The organism is Streptomyces sp. NBC_01142 (assembly GCF_026341125.1).
GTDB lineage: Bacteria > Actinomycetota > Actinomycetes > Streptomycetales > Streptomycetaceae > Streptomyces.
Genome location: NZ_JAPEOR010000002.1, coordinates 1,743,110 through 1,766,416, shown reverse-complemented (window position 1 = coordinate 1,766,416; position 23,307 = coordinate 1,743,110). Strand labels below are relative to the sequence as shown.

Annotated in this window: 22 protein-coding genes; 18 read left to right on the top strand and 4 right to left on the bottom strand. The window is 69.5% G+C overall.

Annotated features, from left to right (window positions below; all coding sequences use genetic code 11):
• Positions 1-7: 7 nt before the first annotated feature.
• Positions 8-703, bottom strand: coding sequence for a DNA-binding response regulator (locus OG883_RS25470; protein ID WP_266545130.1), 696 nt, complete (start codon positions 701-703; stop codon positions 8-10).
• Positions 704-1,013: 310 nt separating this feature from the next.
• Here OG883_RS25470 and OG883_RS25465 point away from each other — a divergent pair, with 310 nt between their 5' ends.
• The 5 genes from OG883_RS25465 (at position 1,014) to OG883_RS25445 (ending at position 7,815) form a co-directional block, all read left to right on the top strand.
• Positions 1,014-2,606, top strand: a complete 1,593-nt coding sequence (locus OG883_RS25465) for a VWA domain-containing protein (RefSeq protein ID WP_266545127.1) — start codon at positions 1,014-1,016, stop codon at positions 2,604-2,606.
• A 151-nt stretch (positions 2,607-2,757) separates the two neighbouring features.
• Positions 2,758-3,231, top strand: a complete 474-nt coding sequence (locus tag OG883_RS25460) for a DUF1772 domain-containing protein (RefSeq protein ID WP_266545124.1) — start codon at positions 2,758-2,760, stop codon at positions 3,229-3,231.
• Positions 3,232-3,359: 128 nt separating this feature from the next.
• On the top strand, positions 3,360-4,415 hold the full coding sequence (locus OG883_RS25455; protein WP_266545122.1) for a LuxR C-terminal-related transcriptional regulator: 1,056 nt from the start codon (positions 3,360-3,362) through the stop codon (positions 4,413-4,415).
• 589 nt (positions 4,416-5,004) lie between these two features.
• Positions 5,005-6,615, top strand: coding sequence for an S-methyl-5-thioribose-1-phosphate isomerase (gene mtnA / locus OG883_RS25450; RefSeq protein WP_266545119.1), 1,611 nt, complete (start codon positions 5,005-5,007; stop codon positions 6,613-6,615).
• 159 nt (positions 6,616-6,774) lie between these two features.
• The gene (locus tag OG883_RS25445) at positions 6,775-7,815 is read left to right on the top strand and encodes a diiron oxygenase (RefSeq protein ID WP_266545116.1); all 1,041 of its coding nucleotides are present in this window, start codon (positions 6,775-6,777) and stop codon (positions 7,813-7,815) included.
• Here the strand turns inward: OG883_RS25445 and OG883_RS25440 are convergent.
• Positions 7,808-8,239 (bottom strand): gamma-glutamylcyclotransferase family protein, encoded by a 432-nt coding sequence (locus OG883_RS25440; protein WP_266545113.1) that lies wholly within the window; start codon positions 8,237-8,239, stop codon positions 7,808-7,810. The genes OG883_RS25445 and OG883_RS25440 overlap by 8 nt on opposite strands.
• Before the next feature lie 192 nt (positions 8,240-8,431).
• On the opposite strand from OG883_RS25440, the gene OG883_RS25435 reads away from it, so the two are divergent.
• From OG883_RS25435 to OG883_RS25400, 8 genes are all read left to right on the top strand, one after another.
• Entirely contained in the window at positions 8,432-9,550 is a 1,119-nt protein-coding gene (locus OG883_RS25435) for a GNAT family N-acetyltransferase (RefSeq protein ID WP_266545110.1), read from the top strand.
• On the top strand, positions 9,543-10,877 hold the full coding sequence (locus OG883_RS25430; protein ID WP_266545109.1) for an ATP-grasp domain-containing protein: 1,335 nt from the start codon (positions 9,543-9,545) through the stop codon (positions 10,875-10,877). Before OG883_RS25435 ends, OG883_RS25430 begins: the two co-directional genes overlap by 8 nt.
• Positions 10,878-10,912: 35 nt before the next feature.
• Positions 10,913-12,205, top strand: a complete 1,293-nt coding sequence (locus OG883_RS25425; RefSeq protein WP_266545106.1) for an MFS transporter — start codon at positions 10,913-10,915, stop codon at positions 12,203-12,205.
• Positions 12,202-13,125, top strand: coding sequence for an O-methyltransferase (locus OG883_RS25420; RefSeq protein WP_266545104.1), 924 nt, complete (start codon positions 12,202-12,204; stop codon positions 13,123-13,125). The genes OG883_RS25425 and OG883_RS25420 overlap by 4 nt, the downstream gene beginning before the upstream one ends.
• Positions 13,126-13,146: 21 nt before the next feature.
• The gene (locus OG883_RS25415) at positions 13,147-14,649 is read left to right on the top strand and encodes a GNAT family N-acetyltransferase (protein WP_266545102.1); all 1,503 of its coding nucleotides are present in this window, start codon (positions 13,147-13,149) and stop codon (positions 14,647-14,649) included.
• A complete protein-coding gene (locus OG883_RS25410; protein ID WP_266545100.1) occupies positions 14,646-16,022 on the top strand; it encodes a hypothetical protein in 1,377 nt (458 codons plus the stop codon). Before OG883_RS25415 ends, OG883_RS25410 begins: the two co-directional genes overlap by 4 nt.
• Before the next feature lie 104 nt (positions 16,023-16,126).
• Complete coding sequence (locus tag OG883_RS25405; RefSeq protein WP_266545098.1) at positions 16,127-16,870, top strand: B3/4 domain-containing protein; 744 nt, start codon at positions 16,127-16,129, stop codon at positions 16,868-16,870.
• Complete coding sequence (locus tag OG883_RS25400) at positions 16,864-17,529, top strand: FMN-binding negative transcriptional regulator (protein WP_266545096.1); 666 nt, start codon at positions 16,864-16,866, stop codon at positions 17,527-17,529. Before OG883_RS25405 ends, OG883_RS25400 begins: the two co-directional genes overlap by 7 nt.
• 67 nt (positions 17,530-17,596) lie before the next feature.
• Here OG883_RS25400 and OG883_RS25395 read toward each other — a convergent pair whose 3' ends face one another.
• A complete protein-coding gene (locus OG883_RS25395; protein WP_266545093.1) occupies positions 17,597-18,307 on the bottom strand; it encodes a type 1 glutamine amidotransferase in 711 nt (236 codons plus the stop codon).
• A 27-nt stretch (positions 18,308-18,334) separates the two neighbouring features.
• A complete protein-coding gene (locus tag OG883_RS25390; RefSeq protein WP_266545090.1) occupies positions 18,335-19,045 on the bottom strand; it encodes a LysE/ArgO family amino acid transporter in 711 nt (236 codons plus the stop codon).
• Positions 19,046-19,296: 251 nt separating this feature from the next.
• Between OG883_RS25390 and mtnB the strand changes: the two genes are divergently transcribed.
• From mtnB to OG883_RS25365, 5 genes are all read left to right on the top strand, one after another.
• Positions 19,297-19,977, top strand: a complete 681-nt coding sequence (gene mtnB / locus OG883_RS25385; RefSeq protein WP_266545087.1) for a methylthioribulose 1-phosphate dehydratase — start codon at positions 19,297-19,299, stop codon at positions 19,975-19,977.
• 18 nt (positions 19,978-19,995) lie between these two features.
• Positions 19,996-20,574, top strand: coding sequence for an acireductone dioxygenase (locus OG883_RS25380; protein WP_266545084.1), 579 nt, complete (start codon positions 19,996-19,998; stop codon positions 20,572-20,574).
• On the top strand, positions 20,571-21,287 hold the full coding sequence (mtnC, locus tag OG883_RS25375; RefSeq protein WP_266545081.1) for an acireductone synthase: 717 nt from the start codon (positions 20,571-20,573) through the stop codon (positions 21,285-21,287). The genes OG883_RS25380 and mtnC overlap by 4 nt, the downstream gene beginning before the upstream one ends.
• Positions 21,284-22,108, top strand: coding sequence for an S-methyl-5'-thioadenosine phosphorylase (locus OG883_RS25370; RefSeq protein ID WP_266545079.1), 825 nt, complete (start codon positions 21,284-21,286; stop codon positions 22,106-22,108). The genes mtnC and OG883_RS25370 overlap by 4 nt, the downstream gene beginning before the upstream one ends.
• A gap of 104 nt (positions 22,109-22,212) precedes the next feature.
• Complete coding sequence (locus OG883_RS25365) at positions 22,213-23,259, top strand: inosamine-phosphate amidinotransferase 1 (RefSeq protein WP_266545076.1); 1,047 nt, start codon at positions 22,213-22,215, stop codon at positions 23,257-23,259.
• The last annotated feature ends 48 nt before the right edge of the window (positions 23,260-23,307 follow it).

Below are 23,307 nucleotides of genomic sequence, written 5' to 3'. Positions count from 1 at the left end.
TGTCCCGTCACGCCCAGCCGCGACGAGCTGCTTCCGCTCCCGCGCGGAAACGGCTCGTCGTGCCGAGGGTGGCCAGCAGCTCACCGACACGGCGGCTGTACGTACGCCCGGACATGCCGAGCCGGGTCGCCGCCGTCTCGTCGGTGAGCCCGGCCAGCATGGCCTGGAGGACCGGTTGCAGATGGGGCGGCAGCGCGTCGGGCGCGGCCTGCCGGCTCAGTTCGTCGCCGCTGTCCCACCAGGAGCGGTGGACCCGGACCAGGGCTTGGACGATGACGGGGTCGCGGATCAGCAGCACGCCGTTGTAGTGCAGTTCGAGGTTGAGAGGGACCGCGGCGACCGTGCGGTCCGCGACAACCATCTTGAACGGGATGGAGTCGGCCACCCGCGCCCCACCGGGGCAGAGCCAGGGCGCGGGGAGGTGGGTCAGCCCGTGGCGGGGCGCGATCCGCCGGACTGTCGTTGCCTGCACGGCCGCCGCGCGGACACACGCCGCGGCGAACTCGAGGAAGGGCTCCGGGATGCCGTGGCCGAGGGCGCCGGCCGGGTCGTCGAAACTGAGGAGCTCATGGCGGGCGGAGCGGACCAGGTCGGTCAGGGCCGCGGTCACCCGAGCCACACCCTGGACGGGCTGCCCCGGCACCTCCCGCAGGGCAGACCGGGAGGCCTCCCGGCCGAGCGCGCAGCCCGGAACAACCGTCACGGCCGATCACCCCCGCCATCCGCGCGGCCCCTCCCCTGGGAGCCGTCCTCCGCCACTCCATGTACGCATACGATTGCGTACCGTGACAAGTGCCTGTTCGGTAGTGGCGAGTCCTTGCCAGCTCCTTCGGTTCCGCCGACGCGGCGCGGCACGCCGAGGTGGGCCCCGAGTGGGGGATTTGTGGGGCAGAACGGGGTAACTCCCGTCCGCCGTTGCCGCATTGAGATTCATCCGCAACGTCCTCGTCTGCTCCTTCTTGCCGCCTCGAACGTCACATTCACAAGTGCTGACGATCCAAGGGGGAGTCCGGATGAAGCTCTGCGCAAGGACGTACAGGGGTGCGGCGGCCGTGATGCTCGCCGGCAGCCTCCTGCTGACCGCCGGCTGCGGCGGAGGCCAGGACGACCGCGCCGGCTACAGCAAGGGCAAGCAGCGGGCCGACGACGGTGCCGGGCCCGCACCCGCGCCGGTCGCGCCGGACGGCGGCGGAGGAGCCCCCGCCCAGGGGGTGGAGGGCGGGACGGAGACGGAGCGCAAGGGCGACGCCTTCCGGGAGTCCAGGCCGCCGGCCGACTATCTGTCGACCTTCGCGCTCGACGTGGACACCGCCTCGTACGGCTACGCCCGCCGCACGCTCGAGGACGGAAAGCTCCCCGAGGCCGGTGACATCCGGCCCGAGGAGTTCATCAACGGCTTCCGCCAGGACTACCCGCGGCCGGAGGGCAATGGCTTCTCGGTGACCGTCGACGGAGCGCGCCCCTCCGGCTCCGAGGGCGAGGGCGAGGGCGGCGGCGAGGAGTGGTCCCTGGTACGCGTCGGGCTCTCCACCCGCCCGTCCGGGCGCGAGGGCGAACGGCCGCCCGCCGCCCTCACCTTCGTCATCGACATCTCCGGCTCCATGTCCGAGCCCGGCCGGCTCGACCTGGTCAAGGAGTCGCTGGGGATCCTCACCGACCAGCTGCGCGACGACGACTCGATCGCCCTGGTCACCTTCAGCGACGAGGCGGAGACGCGGCTGCCGATGACCCGCGTCGACGACAACCGCGACCGTATCCACACGGTGATCGACAGCCTGGAGCCCGCCGACTCCACCAACGTGGAGGCCGGTGTCCGGACCGGCTACGACGAGGCAGTCGAGGGCCGCAGGCGTGGAGCCACCAACCGCGTCGTCCTTCTCTCGGACGCCCTCGCCAACACCGGCGAGACCGACGCCGACGCGATCCTCGACCGGATCGAGGACGCCCGCAGCGAGTTCGGCATCACGCTCTTCGGTGTCGGCGTGGGCAGTGAGTACGGCGACGCGCTGATGGAGCGGCTCGCCGACAAGGGCGACGGCCACACCACGTACGTCTCCAACAGTGAGCAGGCCAGGAAGGTCTTCGTCGACCAGCTGCCCACGCATGTCGAACTGCGGGCGCGGGACGCCAAGGCGCAGGTGGCCTTCGACCGGGAGACGGTCAAGCAGTTCCGGCTCGTCGGGTACGAGAACCGTGCGGTCGAGGACGAGGACTTCCGCAACGACCGGGTGGACGGCGGTGAGGTCGGGCCGGGCCACACGGTGACGGCACTGTATGCCGTACGGCTCCGGGAGGGCGCGAGCGGGCATGTCGCGACGGCGACCGTGCGCTGGCTCGACCCGAGGACACGGGCACCGCACGAGCAGACGGGATCGGTCGAGACGGACGCGGTCGACGGCGCGCTGTGGGACGGAGCCTCCAAGCGGCTCCAGGTCACCGCGGTCGCGGCGTACTTCGCCGAATCGCTGCGGGGCGGTTCGATGCCGGGAGCACCGGGGCTCGGTGAGCTCGCCGAGCGGGCCGGGAAGCTGGCGCGCTCGACCGAGGACAGTGCGGTGCGTCAGCTGGCCGAGGCGATCGAGCAGGCGCAGCGGCTGAAAGGGTGAGCGATTGAGGGGCTGAGGGCTGAGGGCTGAGCGGTTGAGGGGCTCAGCCCTCAGGAGCTGAGCGGTTGAGCGGTTGAGGGCAGACCCGGCGTTTTCGATTCTTACCCGAAACGCGGCTGCAACACCCGCCCCACCGCGTCATGATGTGGTCATGGCCACCCTTCTGCTCGCCCTCGCCGTTGTCTGCAACGGCCTGTACGCGGGATTCATGCTGATTTTCCAGACCGGGATCATGCCTGCGCTCGCCCGGCTGTCGGACGACCAGTTCGTCGCGTCCATGCGCCGCATCAACGAGTCCGTGCCGCGCGCTGTGTTCCTGCTGGTCTTCGTCGGACTGGTGGCGTTCCCCGCTGTGGCCCTCGCCGTCCCGGTCGACGACCGCTCGGACAGCCAACTGTGGCTGATTGTCGCGGGCCTGGTGTGCGGTGTCCTCAACCACCTCATCACCATCGGCGGCAACGTTCCGCTCAACAACGCCCTTGCCTCGTCCGAGTCTGCCTCGCCGCCGATCCCCGACAGCGAGGTCCGCGCGGCCTTCGAGTCCCGCTGGAACCAGCTCCACCTCGTCCGTACGGTGCTCATCGTCGCGGCATTCGCGCTGTTGGTCGCCGCCTCGCTGGCGTGATCGTCGCGGCCGCCGGCCACGCTGTCCCCGCAGGACCGGAAACAGCCCCTGACATGCGGGTTGATCTGCACGGATCGCTAGAATCGCCCACCCGGAGGAGGACGCGGGCGACAGTCGGAGGAACCGTGATGACAGGTGATCAGCACTCTGAGCCGCAGGCGTCCGAGAGGATAGGCGCGAGAGAACTCTCGTCGCTGGAACTCCTCCTCACCTCGGGCAAATCTCTGTGCCGCGGTGATCTGGCCGAGCGGCTCGGGATATCCGAGGGGCAGACCGGAGAGGTGGTGGAGCGGCTCCTGTCGGCGGGGCTGATCCGGGAGAAGGACGGCGCAGGGCTCGGCGGGCGGACCCTGGTACCCGGCGCCTCGGATTTTGTGTACGCACGGCTCCTGGAGATCCAGCAGGAACAGCTCGCCGGGCAGATCCAGTTCCAGAAGTCCACGACCTCGATCGTCAGAGCGCTGAGCGACCGGCTGCACGCCGGCGACGACGACCATCCGCAGTGGAAGGTGCTGCGCGGTTACGAGCCAATCTCGGCGGCACTCGAAGGCGCCGCCTACCGCGCCCGCCGCAAGGTGCTGAGCATGCACCCCGGGATTCCGCTGTCACCGGAAGACCTCGCCGACAGCAGGCCGCGCAATCAGCGGGCTCTCGACCGCGGTGTGGCCATGCGATCCATCCATCTCGCCTCGATGACGCGGGTACCGCACGGGCGCTCCCATCTGGAGGCGCTGGCCGAGTCCGGTGTCAAAGTCCGGGTCGCGCAGTCACTTCCCTTCCGGCTCATCGTCATCGACGACGCGATCGCCTACACCTCGATCAACGGGACCGACGGTGAGCCCGCCGCTCTGGAGCTGCGCGGCCCCGAACTGGTGTCGATGCTGCGCGAGGTCTTCGAGTTCTGCTGGCTGGATGCACAGCCTGTGCGTACCGCCGAGTCCGAGCCCGAAGGCCATCTGCTGTCGGAGCGAGGGCTGGCCATTGTGCAGCTTCTCTCCGAGGGGCGCACCGACAGCGCGATGGCCCGGTCGCTCGGGGTTTCACCCCGGACCTTTCGCCGGCTGATCGGTCAGGTCATGGAGCAACTGGGCGCGGAGAGCCGCTTCCAGGCCGGCATCCGTGCCATGGAGCTCGGACTGCTGGGACGCTGGCAGCCGCCGGACGGCGAGCCGCGTTCCCGCTGATCGTGAGGGGCGGCACGGCGGTCGCGCCACTCGGCCAGGCGAGGTCCCCGCACGGCTGAGGAGTGTGGGACAGCCGATGGCTGCGCGACGGCCGAGGGCCGCGAGACGGTTCATGACTGCGGGACACGTCATGACTGCGAGATGGTTTGTGCGACGAGGTGGCTGATATGAGGCAGGAAAGACATTGCCTGCCAGTCGTCTTGTGCACTTACTTCCCCTATCGGTGTGGACGGACGATGTAACGTGCCGCGATTCCCCTCCTGAACCGTGGCGACGCGCCGGCCTCTCGGCGCATCACGATGGGTCAGGTGTGCGGCACACCGTGTGATCACACATTGCGGCATAAGTATGCAGTGACACGGATAGCAGTCCAACGGGTATAGACAACTTGGCGAGTTCCTTGCGCCGCGTACCAGTAGATGGCCGAACGGCGTCCCACCGCCGCAACAAGGGGTTGGCCTTGGTGTGCCGTGTCCGCAGCCGGACAGGCTCAGGTGCCGGTCAGACGTTGAGTCGGCGGGCTGTCCAGTGATTGGCTCAACGGCCGGAAGCAGGCGACGAGTCACAACTCGGCACAGCAGGGGGAACGTTGAAGTACTCGATTTCCTGGAACGGCGGAGCAATTCTCACCACCGACCAGCGCTCGCTGCCGCATCAGGAGAGCCCGCTGCGGCTGACCACGGTGGACGGCGTCATCGATGCCATCCGCACCCTGGCGGTCAGAGGCGCACCCGCCATCGGTATAGCCGGCGCGTTCGGGGTGGCGCTGTCGGCCCTCCGGCACGGCGCAGAAGGCGCAACGGCAGAAAGCGCTACGGCAGAGGGCGCTCAGGGGGGCGACGCTCAGGGGGGCAGTGCTACGGCAGAAGGCAGTCCCGCGGTGGGCGCCCTGGACGAGCGTGCCCAGGCGGCCGTGCGGGCCGACGCCGCCCGCATCGCCGACTGCCGGCCCACCGCCGTGAACCTCTCCTGGGCCGTGGCCCGGGTGCTGACCCGGCTGCCCGAAGGCCCGCAGGCGATCCTGGCCGAGGCCGAGGCGATCCTTGCCGAGGATGCGCGGGCGAACCGGGCGGCAGCCCGCCGGGCCGCGGATCTCGTCGAACAGCTCTGCCCCGACCGGCCGTTGCGCGCGCTGACGCACTGCAACACCGGTCGCCTCGCCACAGCGGCTGGGGGCACCGCTCTCGGCGCCATCCTCGAACTCGCCGAGCGCGGACGGATTGTGGAGGTGCTGGTCGACGAGACCAGGCCGCTGCTGCAGGGGTCGCGGCTCACTGCCTGGGAGCTGGCCGAGGCCGACGTTCCGTACCGGATCTGCGTGGACTCGGCCGCGGCCTTCGCGATGGCGCAGGGGCTGGTCGACGTGGTGCTGGTCGGGGCCGACCGGATCTCCCGCAACGGGGATGTCGCCAACAAGATCGGTACCTACGGTCTTGCGCTCGCCGCGGCGCGGCACGGCATCCCGCTCGTGGTCGTCGCGCCGGAGTCCACCGTCGACGAAGCTCTGGAGAGCGGCTCGGGCATCGTGGTCGAGGAACGCAGGGCCGACGAAGTGACCTCGGTGGCAGGCACTCGTACGGCCCCGGCCGGAGCGGGGGTCTACAACCCGGCCTTCGACGTCACTCCGGGGGAGCTGGTAACCGCCGTCGTCACCGAGAGCCGCGTACTGGAACCGGCCCGGGACGACCTGGCCGCGCAGGTGGCCGCCCACACCGTTCACATCCCCGACCACCCCATTGAGGGCGTGGATTTCCAGGATCTGATGCCCGTCTACACGCAGCCCTGGCTCGTGGACCGGCTCGCGCGCGCCGTGATCACCCGGTTCCGCGGCGAGTTCGACCATGTTGCGGGCATTGAGGCGCGGGGCTTTCTGCTGGGGATGGCCATCGCCCAGGCGGCGGAATGTTCCTTCGTGCCACTGCGCAAGCCCGGGAAGCTGCCCCCGCCGGTGCACGCGGTGGAGTACGAGCTCGAATACGGCACGGACACGCTGGAGCTGGGGGAGGAGGCACTCCCCGCCGGAGCGCGTGTGCTGATTGTCGACGATGTCCTGGCCACGGGTGGCACGGCTGCCGCCGCCGCGAAGCTGGTCGGGCAGTCCGGTGCCGTGCCGGCCGGCTGCGCGGTGATCCTTGAACTGACCGGCCTGGCAGGACGGGACCGTCTGTCCCTCCCGGTCTTCGCTGTACGCGCCATCTAGCCCGCCACAGCCCGGCAGCCGCTGCGCGGCGGCTCCTCACGAACTCGACGGCCCTCTACCGGCGCCGCCTGCGGCACCGGGCATCCGAAAGAGTCTGATATGTGTGGAATTGTTGGATTGTTCGTTGGCTGTAGTGCCCTGTCGTACTGTCCCAAGAAGATGATCCTCGACTCGGCGACGTCGGCAGCGACAACAACGGCGGGATCCGTCCCCAGCCCTGTTCCCAGCCCCAGCCCCGGTCCCGTTCCTGCTTCCGGTCCCGTTGCCGTTCCCGAAGTCCCCGACTACAACAGTCCTTTCCGGTCCTGGGACGCCCGCGCCAGCGTCCGCTCCACCGAGCGGCGGCAGCTCCGCGACGGCGATGCGGCGCGCCCCTACTTCTCCCCTGATCTTGTGCCGCTCGCCCGGCACAAGTACATCCAGGACCTCAGGCCCGACCTCTACGACGAGGTGCTGATCCAGCACCTCTACCGCTACCTCGACTTCACCATGAAACTCGAGCATCTCGTGGTGAACAGGACCGCCCTGGGGATCGCCCACGGGACCGTCGGCGTCGCGCTGCCGGAGGACATGCAGTTCGACGCGTACAAGGTGTACTGCGACGAGGCCTATCACGCCCTGTTCTCCATGGACCTCCTGCGCCAGGTGCGCAGGCAGACCGGGATCGAGCCCCGGCTGCCCCAAGTGCCGTACTTCATGCGCAGGTTGCAGGAGATGCAGGAGGCGGCGGGCCCCGAGAACCGCTCGCTGACGGAGCTGCTCTTCGTCATCGTCTCGGAGACACTGATATCGGGATCTCTGATGGAGCTGCCGCAGGACGCCGACGTCGTCCCTGCGGTACGCGAGGTGCTGCGGGACCATGCGCTGGACGAGGGACGGCACCACACCTACTTCGCGATCTTTCTGAAGTATCTCTGGGGGCAGCTGAGCCGGAGCGAGCGGCGCACCGCGGCGCTGATGGTCCCGCAGCTCATCCACGCCTTCCTGCGGCCCGATGTCGACGCCATGCGCGGCGAGCTGAAGGGGTACGGCTTCGCCGAGGACGCGGCGCGGCAGGTGGTGGCCGAGGTGCTGCCCGAGTCGCTGATACAGGAGTCGGCCCGCACCTCGGCCACGCAGACCGTCCGGCTGTTCTCCACCCTGGGGGCGCTCGAACTTCCCGAGGTCGTCGCCGAGTTCGAGGACCAGGGCTTCATCTGAACGCCCCGGCCCGGAACGCGGCGCACCGCTCCAGATAGGCCGGCAGCTCCCGGGCGCCGAAGCGGCCGCGGTCCCAGTCGCCGGGCAGAACCAGTTCGTCCGTGGCACACACATATGCGGACGCCGTGCCGCCCGCGACGAGCGCGACCGGCACCAGGTCGTAGAACGGCCCCTCGAAGTCGTCGGCGAGCTGCCACTCCTGCTCGGAGAGGCCGCTCAGCACCAGGCCGGCGACGGCACGGTCCCCTCGCACCAGCCCCGGGAACGGCCGGTCGTGCAGCGGTGCGGCCCGCCATCCCGCGGCGGCGGCGGGCCGGTGCTCCGGTACCCGGCCGAGCACCGCGTCGAGAACCTCGGTGAAGGTCAGGCTTCCGTAGACGAACAAGCTGTCCTGGCGTTCCGTCAGGCGCTCTGTGGCGGCCATGCGCGCAGCTCTCCTCCTCGACCCGTACGTGCGGTGTTCCTCGTGCGTCTCGTACTCCTGCTGCTCATCCGCAAGTTCACCAGTCGCCTTGTGCACGGCACCTGAAAGGGGGGTGGCCGCGTGCGGACGCGGCAGCAGACGGCCAGCCGGAGCGGTGGACCGGGCTGTGTCACGGACAGAAAGATCCTCTTCATGACTGTGGAGCGCGCCCTGCGAGAAACGACCCGAGTGGACGATGCGCTCGCTCTCGGCTGGGAGGACCTGCTGCGTTCCGAGGACCTCTTCCTCGGCGGCAACTGGCTGCGGGTCGCGCAGCGCACGGCCGGCTCCCCGATGCGCTATCTCGCGCGCCTCGACGGTGACGGGCCGGACGCGGCCCCGGCCGCCGCGCTCGCGACGGCCCTGGCGACCGAGAAGTCCCCCTGGGTGCTCGGCCGCCCCGACACCCTGCTGCAGTTCAGCGCGGAGGCGGGCCGGGAAGGGGCCGCCGAGCTGTTGGCCGAGCTGCCGGGGACGCCCGCCGACACCCTGCTGCCGAGCCTGGTGTGCGGCGGACGGCACATGGGGCGGAGCCGCGTACTGCGCAGCCCTGCCGCCGGCCGTGCCGCGGTCGGGGAACTGGTCGCCCGGGCCGAGGAGATCGCCGCGGAACACGCGGCCGCGTCGGTGGCCTTCCCCTTCGTGGAGGGCGGCGACAGCGTGTTGCGCGAGGTGCTCGCCGACCGTGGCTACCGCGCGCACCTCTCGGGCCGCTACAGCTCTCTGCCGGTGACACCGGAAGGCTTCGACGGCTATCTCCGCCGGCTCTCGTCCAAGCGGCAGCGCAGGGTGCGCACCGAGCGCCGGCGGCTGGTGGAGGCCGGGGTCGAGATGCGGACGGAGCCGCTCACCACTGAGCTGATCCCGCGGCTGGGCGTGCTGGAGGAGCAGCTGATGGCCAAGTACGGCATTGCCTGGACGGCCGCCCAGACCGAAGAGGTCCTGCGGGAGACGGTCACCCACTTCGGGGGTGACGCCGTGGTGATGCTCGCGATCGGGGACGGACAGATCCGCGGATTCGGCACGATGCTCCGCTTCCGTGACCACTGGTACGCCCGGCAGGCCGGATTCGACTACGGCTACCAGCAGAAGCTCGCCCTCTATTTCGAGACTTTGTACTACTTCCCGGTGGAGATGGCGGCCGCGTCCGGCATCACCACCATCCACTACGGCCTGGGCAGCGAGGAAGCCAAGCGCTCCCGGGGCTGTGTCGCCGAGGACCAATTCGCGTATGTGCTGCGGCTGCAGCCGGAGGGGACTCCCCATGACTGACCGGTCCGTGCTCGCCATCGTGGAGACAGGCCGTGGAGCGTACGGACTGGGGCCGTTGCTCCTCGCCAAGGAGCTGGGCTTCCGGCCGGTCCTCGTCACCGACGACCTCAGCCGGTACGCCGTCTCGGACAGCTCCCGCGCGGTCATCGAGGACACCACCCACGAGATCGTGTACGCCGACACCCGCGACAGCGCGGCGGTGTGCACGGCGCTGCAGGGCTACCAGGAACGCGGCGAGCTGTGCGGCGTCCTCGCGGTCATCGACTACTACGTCGCCGTGGTCGCCGAGGTCGCCCGCACGTTCGGGCTGCCGGGTCTCGCCCCCGAGGCGGCGCACGCCGCCCGCAACAAGCTGCGCACCCGCGAGGCATGCGCCCGGGCGGGTGTCCCCGCGCCGCGCCATGCCCAGGTCCTGTCACGGGACGAGGCCGTCGCGTTCGCCCGGGAGACCGGCTTCCCGTGTGTCGTCAAGCCGATGACGGAGGCCGCCAGCATCGGCGTACGGCTGTGCCGTACGGCGGAGGAGGTCGCGGCGCACTACGACGTGCTGAGCGCCGCCCCCACCGACCTGCGCGGCCTGCCCCGCCCCGCCGGCGTACTCGTCGAGGAGTACCTCACGGGCTACGAGGTGAGTGTGGAGGTGGTCACCACCGCGACGGGACCGCGGGTCCTCGGCCTCACCGACAAGACGCTCGGCCCGCACCCGAGTTTCGTGGAGACCGGCGAGACCTTCCCCTCCCAGCTCCCCGCCCCTCTGCAGGAAGCGGCGACCGCGGTCGCACTGGACGCGCTGCACGCCATCGGGCACGACTTCGGCGCCTCCCATGTGGAGATCAAGATGACCGCCGAAGGACCGAAGCTGATCGAGATCAACGCCCGCATGGGCGGCGCCCAGGTCGGCCGGAACATCAAGGAAGCCACCGGAATCGATCTCCAGAGGGAGGTCATCCGGATGCACACGGGACTCGACCCCGAACTGAGTCCGGTGGCGCAGCGTGCCTCGGCCTCCCGCTATCTGACGGCCCTGGACGGCGGAGTGCTGAGCGCGGTGGACGGCAGGGAACTGGTCGGGCGGCTGCCCGGGGTATGCGACCTGGACATCTACGTGCAGCCCGGGGACCGGGTGCAGCGCGCCCGGAGCAACGCGGACGTCCTCGGCCATCTCGTCGTACGTGCCGATACTCCGGCCGAGGCCGCGCGGTGGGCCGATACGGCGCTGCTCCAGCTCACGGCCCGGGTGAGCACGGACACGACCTCCGCGACCGGTGGCGCCGCCGGGGCCACTGTCCGGGCGGGCGCGGCCGTCCGGGCCGGCGCTTCCCGGTGAAGGGTCTCGGCGCCTCCCTTCCGCGCGGGAAAGGCGTGCGGTGGTTCGGGGCGGCGTGCCTCGTCAACGCCGTCGGCACGGGCGCCTACTACCCTTTCTCGCTGCTCTTCTTCCAGGCGGAGCTCGGCTTCTCCCTCTCCCGCATCGGGGTCGGGCTGACCATCGCCGCGCTGATCGCGTTGCCCGCGCTGCCGCTGATCGGCAGGCTCATCGACCGGTTCGGGCCCAAATGGGTGCTGTTCGGAGCCGCGTTGATGCGGGCCGCCGCCTTCGCGCTCTACCTCTTCGTCGGCCGGTTCTGGGAGTTCGTCGCGCTGAGCGTCGTCGTCGCACTGAGCCTGCGTACGGAGCAGACCGCGTCCCCGGTGCTGGCGAGCACGCTGGCGGGCGAAGGACAGCAGGGGCGATGGCTGGCCCTGTCCCGCTCCATGTTCAACGCGGGCTTCGGCTGCGGCGCGCTGCTGGCCGGGCTTGCCGCCTCGGGCCGGTCGGACGACCTCGCCACCGTGGGCGCCGTGAACGCCGTGTGCATCGCCGTGGCCACGCTGCTCTATCTGCCGCTCGCCGCCGGGCGGAGCACACCCGCTCCGGCACGTGAGCGGAACGTGGCGGCCGACAAGCCCTGGCGGCACGGAAAGTTCCGCGCCGTCGTGGCGGCCGGAGCCGGACTGTGGATGATCGCCATCGCGGTCGAGTCCGCCATGCCGGTCTACCTGATGCGACACCTCGACACGGGGCCGTGGCTGATCGGCGTGCTGTTCGCCATGAACACCGTGCTGCTCGCGGTGTGCCAGGTGCCGGTCGCGTACCGCCTGGAGAAGTACCGGCCCGGAGCGCTGGTGGCGATCGGGGCCGTACTGCACATCGGTCTGCTGGCGGCCCTGGGTATCGCGGGCGGATTCGGCGCCGGGACGCAGGTGGGTCTCCTGCTGTGCGGCATGGCGCTGTACACGCTGGGCGAACTCATCTCCTCGCACTCCCTGCTCGTCCTTCTCACCTCGATCGCGCCCGAGCACCGGCGCGGCTCCTTCCTCGCCTTCAACCAGATGTTCATCGGCCTTGCCAACGCGGTGACCCCGCTGATGGTGACGCTCTTCCTCGACCACTCGGCGACCGGCCTGTGGTGGGCACTGGCGGCCTGCGCGATGGCGGTCACCGTGATCGGCCGTACGTGGGGGGCCTCGGCCGGGCGAGGGGAGCCGGGGAACGCACCGCGGTCGGATGTACCGCCGGGTGTACCGCCCGGTGTGCGGCCAGAAGTCCCGTCAGATGTTCCGTCAGATGTTGTGCACATCCAGCAGGATCCCAAGGAAAGGACAACCAGGTGACTCTCACCACTCCGGACGTCTCGCTCGGCGGACCGGCCCATGTTCTCATCGACGAGGCGCTCTCGCGCTTCCCCGAGTACCGCGCGTTCCGGCGCGGCGAGCTCAGCCGGACCGACTACTGCGCCTGGGTCGGATCCGGCACGGTGTCACCGTCCGAAACCGGCCTGAACGACGACCAGTTCAACCTCTCCAGTCGGCTGCCGGTCAACGAGTGGGCCTACACCGAGCGGATCCTCGAAGAGCTCAGCGACGCCGGAGTGATCGGCTCGACGGCCTACCCGGCCGACGAGTTCGCGACGCTGAGCGCCGCCGTCGCCACCACCTTCCGGCACGGCCCGCACAACACCTACATCTTCCCGGAGGAGGCGCGTCTGCTCTTCGCACTCGCGCACATCCTGGAGCCGCGCCGCACGGTCTTCCCCGGCTCGTACTACGGCTACTGGGCGGTGTGGGCGATGCCCGGCATCATCGCGGCCGGGGGCAGCGCCACGCTGATCGACATCAACACGAGCACGATGCAGCGGGCGAGGGACAACCTGGAGGCCCTGGGGCTGAACAAGGGCGTCGACTACGTGACGGAGGACGCCATCGCCTTCGGCCGCACGCTCGACCGGATCGACTTCTGCGTCCTGGACGCCGAGGGCCCCAAGGACGCCGAGGACCCGCTGCTGCGGGACAAGGCCATATACGAGCCGATCATGCAGACCACCAGCAGGGCCATCCGTCCCGGCGGAGTCCTCCTGGCGCACAACATGCTGCTCCAGAACCTCACGGACAACCGCTACTTCGCCGGCCGGATAGCGAACAACGAAGCGCAGTACGCGGGCTTCCACAGCCACCTGGACGAGTACTACGACGTGCACGCGGTGTACCCGACGACCGAGGGCGTGGGCGTCTACCGCCGCTCGGACAAGGGTTAGACGAACGGCGACCTGGTGTTCATGAGCAGTCAGCGCACGCTGATCCGCCGGCTGGAAGCCGAGGATCTCACCGCGGTACGGGAGATCTACAACCACGCGGTGCGCCGGTCCAACTCCACCCTGGACACGGAGGAGAAGACCCCCGGCCAGATGCTCCAGTGGCTGGACCACCACGGCGACCGGTACCCGGCGGTCGCGGCCGACATCGACGGCAGGCTCGTCGGCTACGGCTCGCTGAGCCAGTTCGCCTCGCGCGGCGGCTACCGGGCCAGCGCCGAGATCTCCGTCTACGTGGATCCCCGGTTCCAGGGCGTCGGGGTGGGTACGGCGCTGTGCGGCTGGCTGACCCGGCATGCCGAGGACACCGGGTTCACCGGTGTCCTGGCGGTCATCACCTCGGACAACACCAGGTCGAGACGTCTGTTCACCCACGCCGGATACACGTACACCGGCGTCCTCAACGACATCGGATACAAGCGCGGGAGCCTGGTCGATCTCGCGCTCTACCAGCGTGGCTTCCCCGCCAACCGGGCGCGCTACGGCAGCCCGGGGGCGGGGGACGCGGGTACGCCGGCGGCCGCATGTCTGCCGGACACGGACTCCGCGTTCGCCCGTGCCGTCCACGGTCAGGCCGACGCGGTCACCGCACTGCTGAAGCGGGACGAGGCGCCCGCCCTGGACACATCCCGTCCGATCGTCCTGGCGGGCGCCGGGCCCTCGCTGCACTCCTGCCACACCGCGGCGGCCTGGGCCCGGCTCCTCAGCGCAGGACGCGTACGCCCCGTGGTGCTGCCCGCGCACACCCTGTCGGCGGAGGAGCCGCTCCACGCCGCCGACCAGCTGGTGCTGGTGCACTCGGGAACCCCCGAGGAGCTGCCCGCCGGGCTGCGGGCCGCGGCCGGGTTCGTGGTCGCCGACCACGGTGTGCAGGGCGGCATCGCTCTCGGCGGGGGCAGGGGCAGGGGCGGGCGAGCCCTCGCGCGCGCCGTGGAACTGACCGTACTGGCGCAGATGATCGCCGCGAGCCTGGGGGGCGGCGCGGCACAGGAGCTGACGTCCGCTCTGCGTACGGTCGCCGACGCGCTGCGCCGCACTCCGGGCCTCCCGCCGTCCGACGGCGCCGTCCACGCGCTTGCGCCGGGGCACGGCATGCAGGGCCACCCGGCCCCGCTGATCGTCGCGGGCAGCGGACTCGATGCGCACACCGCCGCCGAGGTCGCCGAGAACATCAGGCACGGCACGTACCGCTGGGCGGAGGGAATCCACCTCGACGCGGTCCCGCACGCCGTCCCGGAGGCCTGCGGATTCACCACGGCCGTCTGTCTCATCAGACCACCGGGGCCTGCGGGACGGCAGGCGGACCGGCAGGCCGATCTGCTGCGCTCCCGCGGCGTACGGGTGCTCATCAGCAGCGACGACGAGGAATCAGACATGCCCTTTCCCGAAGTCCCACCCCTGGTGAGGCCGTTCGTCACGGTGCTGCCCTTCCAGCGGCTGGTGTCCGCAGGGGCGGTGACGAAGTGAGCGTCACCGAGGCCTATCTCCAGGAATGCCTGTCCACGGACAGCGGCCTGCGCGACGTGGTGAGCCGTACGCAATTCCCGCCGGCCTTCCAGGAGTGCTGGGGCCCGCGGATGCTGGCCCGACCTCTGTTCGTACCGGAGCAGGAACTCGCCGCTGCCGCCCAGGACATCGAGACGGTCTTCGGCATCCTCGGCTCGCTCCCCTTCCGGCTCTTCGGCGGGGACCTGGACCGCTACTGCTCGCTGCTCGGCATCGACCCCGAAAGGGCCGCCGTGCTCCGGCGGTTCGCCACCGCAGAACCGGTCCGCTACGGACGCGCCGACCTGTATCACGACGGCACCGGCTTCAAGCTGCTGGAGTTCAACGTCGCCAGCGATCTGGGCGGCACCGACCGGGCCGAGATGCAGCGGTCCCTGTTGCACACCCCGCCCTTCGGCGACTTCGCGGACCGGCACGGGCTCGGCTACGTCCACACGGGGGAGGAGATCGTACGAGCGCTGCGCGCCGCCTGCCGGCCGATCACCGGGGAGCGCACGCCACGGGTCGCTCTGGTGTGTGCGCGGGGAGGCCTGGCGAGATTCCGGCACCTTCTGCTGGCGTTCCGGGAAATGCTGCTGCGTCTCGGCCTGCCGATCAGGCTGTCGGAGCTCGACGACGTCGAAGAGCGCGCGGGCGGACTGCTGGTGGCGGGCGAGTCCGTCGACGCCGTCTTCCGGTTCTTCACCGTCGACGACATCTGCGCGGACCCCTACGCCGCACGGCGGGCGGAGCTGATCCTCCGGGCGCACGAGGAGGGCCGGGCGGTCCTGTGGACCCCCATGGACAGCTCCCTCTACTCCAACAAGGGCGCCCTGTCCCTGCTGTCCGACCCGGACCACCCGTACTACCCGGACCACCGGGAAGACCGGGAAACCAGCGCCGTACTCACCGATGCGGAACGGCAGGCCGTCGACCGGCTCCTGCCGTGGACGCGGCTGCTGGCCGACGGACCGGCCCGCGTCGGTACGGAGACGGTCGACCTGGTCGACCACTGCATCGAGCACCGCACCGAACTCATCGTGAAGCCACTGCGGGACTTCGGAGGCACCGGCATCCTCGTCGGCTGGGAGCTGAGCCCCCACGAGTGGGAGTCGGCCCTGCGGGACTGCCTCAAGGACCACTACATCGTGCAGAAGCGGGTGACGCCCCGCGCCGAGCCGGTCGTGGATCCGCGGACGGCCGCTGTGACCGACTGGATCGCGACCTGGGGGGTGTTCGTCACTCCTGCGGGTTATGCCGGGACCGATGTGCGGGCCTCGCCCGTGGACTCCGGTGCCATCGTCAACTACGGAACCAATCAACAGACCTGCACCACAGGGGTTTTCACGTACTGAGGCCACGGAAACACACCGAGTCCCCCTGCCCGTACGCGTCCCGTCCGGCTCACGGCCGTTCGATACAGTGACGGAGCAGCTGCCCCACCATCACCAGGAGTGACGTGTCGTCTCCCGCTCTCAGCCCCGAAGCCTGGCTCGCCCAAGCGACGATCGCCCCGGAGGTCCTGGCCCTGCGCCCCGACTACCGTGCGCTGCTCGTCGTCGCCGAGGGACTGCGCCCCGGCCCCAGTGACGAGACCAGCGAGCGGCTGCTGGCCGAGGCCGAGCGCACGGCCAGGGCCCTGTTCGCGGACACTCCGCTCGAGGAGCACCCGCACGTCGCCGCCTGGCGGGAGGCGTTCCGTGCTGCCGGGATGAAACCCCAGCGCACCCGGCCCAGCGTGGACGCGCTGCTGCGCAGGCTGGCCGACGGGCTGCCCCGCATCAACCGGCTCACCGACATCTACAACGCGGTCTCCATCGCGCATGTGCTGCCGCTCGGCGGCGAGGACCTCGACCACTACCAGGGGCCTGCCCGCCTGGTCCGGGCCACCGGCGAGGAGACCTTCGACACCAGCGCGAAGGGCGAGGCGGTCGTGGAGTCCCCGGACAAGGGCGAAGTGGTCTGGCGCGACGACCTGGGGGTCACGTGCCGGCGCTGGAACTGGCGCCAGTGCACCCGTACACAGCTGACCGGCAGCACCACGCGGGCACTGTTCATCCTGGACGCCCTCGGACCGATGGACGACGCCGCGCTCGAGCGGGCGGGACAGGCGCTCGTCGAAGGGTTCCGGGAGGCCGATCCGCAGGTGCGTACCGCCGTACGGCTCGTCACCACGGCGGCGAGTGAGCAGGTCTCATGCTGATCCATCCCTGGGACGCCGCGTTCCACGACGGGGAATGGCGCCAGTGGCTGTCCGAGGGACGCGACTTCGGGCAGCTCGTGGTGAACAACGCCCCGGGCGAGCCGCCGGTGGTCGTCCCCAGCCACTTTCTCCTCGAAGGTGACACGGTCCTGCTGCACTTCGCCCGGGCGAATCCGGTGTGGAAGGCGCTGGAGGCCGCACCCACGGTGCTGATCAGCGTCATCGACGACTACACCTACATTCCCTCCGGCTGGCGGGCCAAGGACGGCGAGCCCGAGCAGAACGGCGTACCGACGGCGTACTACAGCGCGGTGCATCTGGTGGGGGATGCCGAGATCGTCGACGACCCCGCGGAGAAGGCGGAGTTGCTGACGCGCCAGCTGGCCCACCACCAGCCCGAGGGCGGGCACGCGCAGGTGGCCGCGGGAGCGCCGCCGTACGGACGTCAGCTCTCGGTCATACGGGGCATCCGCGTACAGCTCACGTCCGTCGCGGCGAAGTTCAAGTACGACGACCACCGCCCCGGGGAGCAGCGCGAGCGCATCGCCCACCGGCTCGCCGACCGTGCAGGGCACAACGACGCGAATGCCGCCAAGCAGCAGCTCAGGCGGCTGCGCGAGAGCATCGAACGCGACGGCGGCGGCCCGCCCGCTACGTAGTTCTCCGCCGCGATGTAGTTCCCGGCCGCGCTCCCGCTGCCGTCCCCCGGCCACGCACCCACCCGGCTCAGGAACCCGACAGGGACAGGAAGTTGTCCAGCAGGGTCCGAACCTGATGCCGGTACGCGGGGTAGTGCCGGGGGACGTCGGCCCGGGCGGCGGCCACGACGGCGGCGTCCACGGCCTCACCGGGAGGGGCGTCCGCGGCCGCGCCGAGCCAGGCCTGAAGCAGCCGTTCGTCGACTTCGACGTGATACTGCACGCCGTAGGCGCGGGCGCCGATACGGAAAGCCTGATGGGGCGAGCCCGAATCCGCGTACACCAAGGACTCGGCACCCACGGGGAGTTCGAACGAATCGGCGTGCCACTGGAACATGTGCTGTTTCTCGGGCAGACCGGAGAACAGAGGGTCACGAGTGCCCGCATCGGTCAAACGTACGGGCTGAAATCCGAAATTCACCTGCGTACCCCGGTGAATGACGGCACCCATGGCATGGGCCAGCACCTGCGCGCCGAGGCATATGCCCAGACAGGGCTGTCCGCGCTCCACCACGCGCCGGAGCAGCTCCTTCTCCTGCGCCAGGTAGGGGTGGAGGTCGTCGTCCGCCGCGTGCTGACCACCGCCGAGGACGATGACGGCGTCATGGCCGAGGCCGTCGGGTATCGGGTCCTTCTGCGCAAGGACGACGTCGTACTCCACGCCGGCCTCCCGCAGCGCCGACCCGATGTCCCCCTCCGACGCGGTGGAACTGTTCTGGACAATCAGAATCCGGGACAAGGGGGAAAGCTCCTTAATGGCAACGGGTTATCCATTGAAGTAAGAAACCAGAAGCCCGGCAGCGACCGCCCACATCATGCAGCCGACTGCGATATCCAGAATTTTCCAGGCCAGCGGCTTCTTGAAATAGGGAGCCAGCAGAGTGGCTCCGTAAGCGAGACTGAAGAACCATACCGCCGATGCGATCATGGCTCCGATACCGAAAGCGAACCGCTCGAATCCGGCGTAATGGGAGCCGACGCTTCCGACCAGCACCACGGTGTCAAGATATACATGCGGATTCAGCAGGCTGAGCGCCAGGGCGGCAATAGCGGTGGAGCGCAGAGTCCCGACCGGTGCGGTGGCCTCCACGTCCATGCTTTTCACCTGGGCGGCGGATCGGAATGCCTTCACGCCGTAGAAAAGAAGGAACAGCGCGCCGCCCCAGGTCGCGATCGCCGTCACGGTGGCGCTGGCCGCGATGGCCGTACCCACGCCCGCCACACCGATGCCGATCAGCGTGATGTCGCAGATGGCGCTGACGCCGGCCACCGCCAGGACATGCTTCCGCATCAGTCCGTGACGGATCACAAAGGCATTCTGTGCGCCGATCGCGATGATCAGGCCGGCTCCGACGGCGAATCCCTGTACCAGGGGTACGGCAGTCAAAATTTTCCCTTTCCTTGCACGGAACCCTATTCCCTTGCGTGAAGTGTGTTCCGGCTGTGTTCCGGCAATATGTGGATTCGCGACCACCATTTGCGCCGACGGTCTCAGAGCTTGAATCATGTAGTTCTGTCGCGAAGAGTGTCAAGCCCGACTGTCCACGGCCATCCCCATCTCCCCGGCCGATGCTGGCCATAACGGCCATGGCACCAACTGGCCAGTGCGGCGTGTGCCGATTCCTGGTAAATGTCTGAGTGGCGACTGCGAGGATCTTGCATGCGACCGACGGCGGCCCGGATGGGTTCAGGCCGTTTTCATCCCGCCGAATCCTGAGGAGTGGCCCGGTGGCAATCACAACCGATCAGGAAACCCAGCAAGCCCAGGAAGCCTTGGTGCCGGCCCTGGTGTCGATGTCACGCGCGCTGTACGGGCGCGGCTGGATGGAAGGCACCTCGGGCAACCTCTCCGCCAGGCCGTCGGCCGACAAGAACCTGACCCTCGTGACCGCGAGCGGGCGTTCCAAGGGCGAGTTGACCGACGAGGACATCGTGACCGTGGAGGTGTCGACCTCGAAGCCGCTGCGCACCGGCGGGCCGCGCCCCTCCGCCGAGACCGCCATTCATACGGCGCTGTACCGGTCGGCCCCCGGGTGCGAGGCGGTCATCCACGCGCACGCGCCGCACGCCACGGCGGTTGCCTCGCTGGCGGCACGCCGGGGCGAGACCTCCGTCCGTATCTCCGACTTCGAACTCATCAAGGGATTCGGACTGGCAGACCCCACCTCGGTCACCGTGCCGGTCTTTCCCAACTGGCCGGACGTGCCGCGGATCGGCTCCGACGTCGAGGCCCACTACAGCGCCTTCGCCGAAACGGCGGCCGGTGGTACGCCCGCCGCCGACGCACCGCCCCCCGTCCTGCTGATCGCCCATCACGGCGCCACCGTCTGGGGCCCCACCCTGGAAGCCGCCCGCAACCGGCTGGAATGCCTCGAAGGCATCTGCGAACTGCTGCTCCTGACGACCTGACCGAGAGGACCGGACACCATGACACTGCTGCGGACCATGCCCGTACAGGACCCGAGCAGCACCCTGTTGAGCACCGAGGACCCGGCCGAGATCACCAAGCACCTCGCCGAGGCCGGCATCCACTACGAACGCTGGAACACGGACCGGGGCCTGGCCGACGACGCCGGTCAGGAGGAGATCCTCCAGGCCTATCGGTCCGAGATCGACGCCGTCAGCGCCTCCAACGACTACGAGTTCATCGACGTCGTGCAGATGCGCCCGGCGCCCGAGGACCCCGAGTGGCCCGAGAAGGCCCACGCCGCACGGTCCCGCTTCCTCGAGGAGCACCGGCACGCCGAGGACGAGGTCCGCTTCTTCCCGGCCGGCCGCGGCTGCTTCTATCTGCACATCGGCGACCGCATCCACGCGGTGGTCTGCGAGGCGGGTGATCTGCTGTCGGTGCCGGCCGGCACGGTGCACTGGTTCGACATGGGAACCGTCCCCGAGTTCACCGCCGTCCGCTTCTTCCAGAAGGAAGACGGCTGGGTCGGCGACTTCGTCGAGAACTCGATCGCCTCGAGGTTCCCGACGCTCGACCAGATCATGGCCGAACGGTGATCCGAGCGGTGATCCGTACGGTCGTACTGGACATCGAGGGGACGACCAGTTCGCTCTCGTACGTCCGGGACCATCTCTTTCCGTACTCACGGCAGCGGCTGGAGTCCTGGCTGAGCAAGCCGCTGCCCGAAGTGGCCGAGATCGCCGCCGAGATCCGCAAGCGCATCGGCAGCCCCGAGGCCTCGGCGGACGAGCTGGCCGAGGCGCTGCGCGGCTGGATCGACGACGACGTCAAGGAACCGGCGCTCAAGTCCCTCCAGGGGCTGATCTGGCAGCACGGTTACGCCTCCGGCGAGCTCACCTCGCACGTCTATGACGATGTCCTGCCCGCCCTGACCAGGTGGCAGGAGCAGGGCGCCACCCTGTACGTCTTCTCCTCCGGCTCGGTGCTGGCCCAGCAGGACTGGTTCCGGCACACCGGCAGTGGAGACCTGCTGCACTTCTTCTCCGGGCACTTCGACACCCGTAACCCCGGCCCCAAGGCTGATCCCGCCTCGTACGCGTCCATTGCCTCCCAGACGGCGACGGAGCCCGCGGAGATCCTCTTCTGCTCCGACAGCGAGCCGGAACTCGACGCCGCGCGGACGGCGGGGTGGCACACGCTCGGGGTCCAACGCGCGGACGGATTCGCCACGGCCGTCCACCGCCACTCCACGGTCCCCTCGTTCGACGGGGTGGACCTCCTCGCTCGCCCCCAGGAGACACACGCATGAGCCAGGCAACCGAACCCGTCCGGGCCGAGATCGGCGTCATCGGAGGCAGCGGGTTCTACTCCCTTGTGCAGGACGCCCGCGAGGTGCCGGTGAGCACCCCGTACGGAGACCCCTCGAGCCCTCTGATGATCGCCGAGGTGGCAGGACGCTCCGTCGCCTTCCTGCCGCGCCACGGCCACCACCACGCTTTGCCGCCCCATCGGATCAACTACCGGGCCAACCTGTGGGCGCTGCGCTCGGTCGGCGTCCGGCAGGTGCTGGCCCCCTGCGCCGTCGGGTCTCTGCGTCCCGACTACGGGCCCGGCCGGATCCTGGTCCCGGACCAGCTGGTGGACCGTACGCAGGGGCGGATCCAGACGTACTTCGACAAGGGGGCTGTCCATGTCCCCTTCGCCGACCCGTACTGCGCGGCCGGCCGGGAGACGGTGCTCAAGACCGCGGCGGACAGCGGTGTGACGGATGTGATCGACGGCGGAGCGATGGTGGTCATCGAGGGACCGCGCTTCTCCACGCGCGCCGAGTCCCGCTCATACGCCCGCCAGGGCTGGCCGATCGTCAACATGACCGGGCACCCGGAAGCGGTCCTCGCCCGTGAACTCGCCCTGTGCTACACCGCCATCGCGCTGGTCACCGATCTGGACGCGGGCGCGGAGGCCGGCCAGGGAGTGAGCCAGGCCGAGGTCTTCGAGGCCTTCGGGAAGAACATCGAAAAGCTCCGGAAGCTTCTGCTGCATGTGATCGGTTCCCTGCCCGGCAACCGGGACTGCGCCTGCACACAGGCCCACGAAGGGCTCACGCTGCCCATCGAACTGCCGAACTGAGCGCCGCTGCCGCTGCCGCTGTTGCCGCCGCTGCGGCTGCTGTGCCGCCGTACCGCCGTACCGACTGAGACGTTGCCGTACCGACCGAGAGGGCTGGAACACCCATGTCACTGGTGAACGCGCACAACGAGTGGGACCCGCTGGAAGAGATGATCGTCGGAGTCGCGGAGAACGCCCGGGTGCCCTCGCCGGATCCCGGACTGTTCGCGCTGGACTACTGCGAGAACCACGCCTCCCAGGAGGAGATACCCACAGGTCCCTACGACCAGCAGGTCGTCACCGAGGCGCATGAGGACCTCGAAGCCTTCGTCGATCTGCTCAAGGGCGAGGGCGTGACCGTGCGCCGCCCGGCGATCACGGACCACGCCAAGTCCTTCGGCACGCCCGACTGGTCGACCGACGGGGAGTACAACTACTGCCCCCGCGATGTGATCCTGCCGATCGGGCAGACCATTATCGAGACTCCCATGGCGCTGCGCTCCCGGTTCTTCGAGCCGTTCGCGTACAAGGAGATTCTTCTCGACTACTTCAAGAGCGGCGCCAAGTGGATCTCGGCGCCCAAGCCGCGCCTGCTGGACGACACCTACCACGTCCGCCCCGAGTCCGGCCTGCCGCTCGCGAACCTTGAACCGGTCTTCGACGCCGCCAATGTCATGCGCGTCGGCAAGGACATTCTCTATCTGGTCTCGTGCAGCGGGAACGAGCTGGGCGGCCAGTGGCTCCAGCAGATCCTGGGCGACGAGTACCGCGTGCACTTCATCCGTGGTGCGTACGAAGGCACCCACATCGACACCACGATCATGGTCGTACGCCCCGGTCTGGTCGTGCTGAACCCGGAGCGCATCCGCGAGGACCAGATCCCGCCCGTCTTCAAGAACTGGGACATCATCTGGGCCCCAGAGATGGGGGACACCGGCTACGCCTGGTCCTACCCGCGCGCCTCCATCTGGCAGGGCATGAACTTCATCATGGTCAGGCCGGACCTTGCGGTGATCAACGACCAGCAGGGCCCGCTCATCCAGGAGATCGAGAAGCGCGGCATCGAGGTCGCTCCCTTGAAGATGCGTCAGGCACGCACCCTCAGCGGCGGCTTCCACTGTGTCTCGGTCGACGTCAGGCGCCGGGGCACGTTGGAGGACTACTCCGCCTGATCCAGGAGCCCCATCCTGGAGCCCGAACCTGGAGCCCGAACCAGGGCC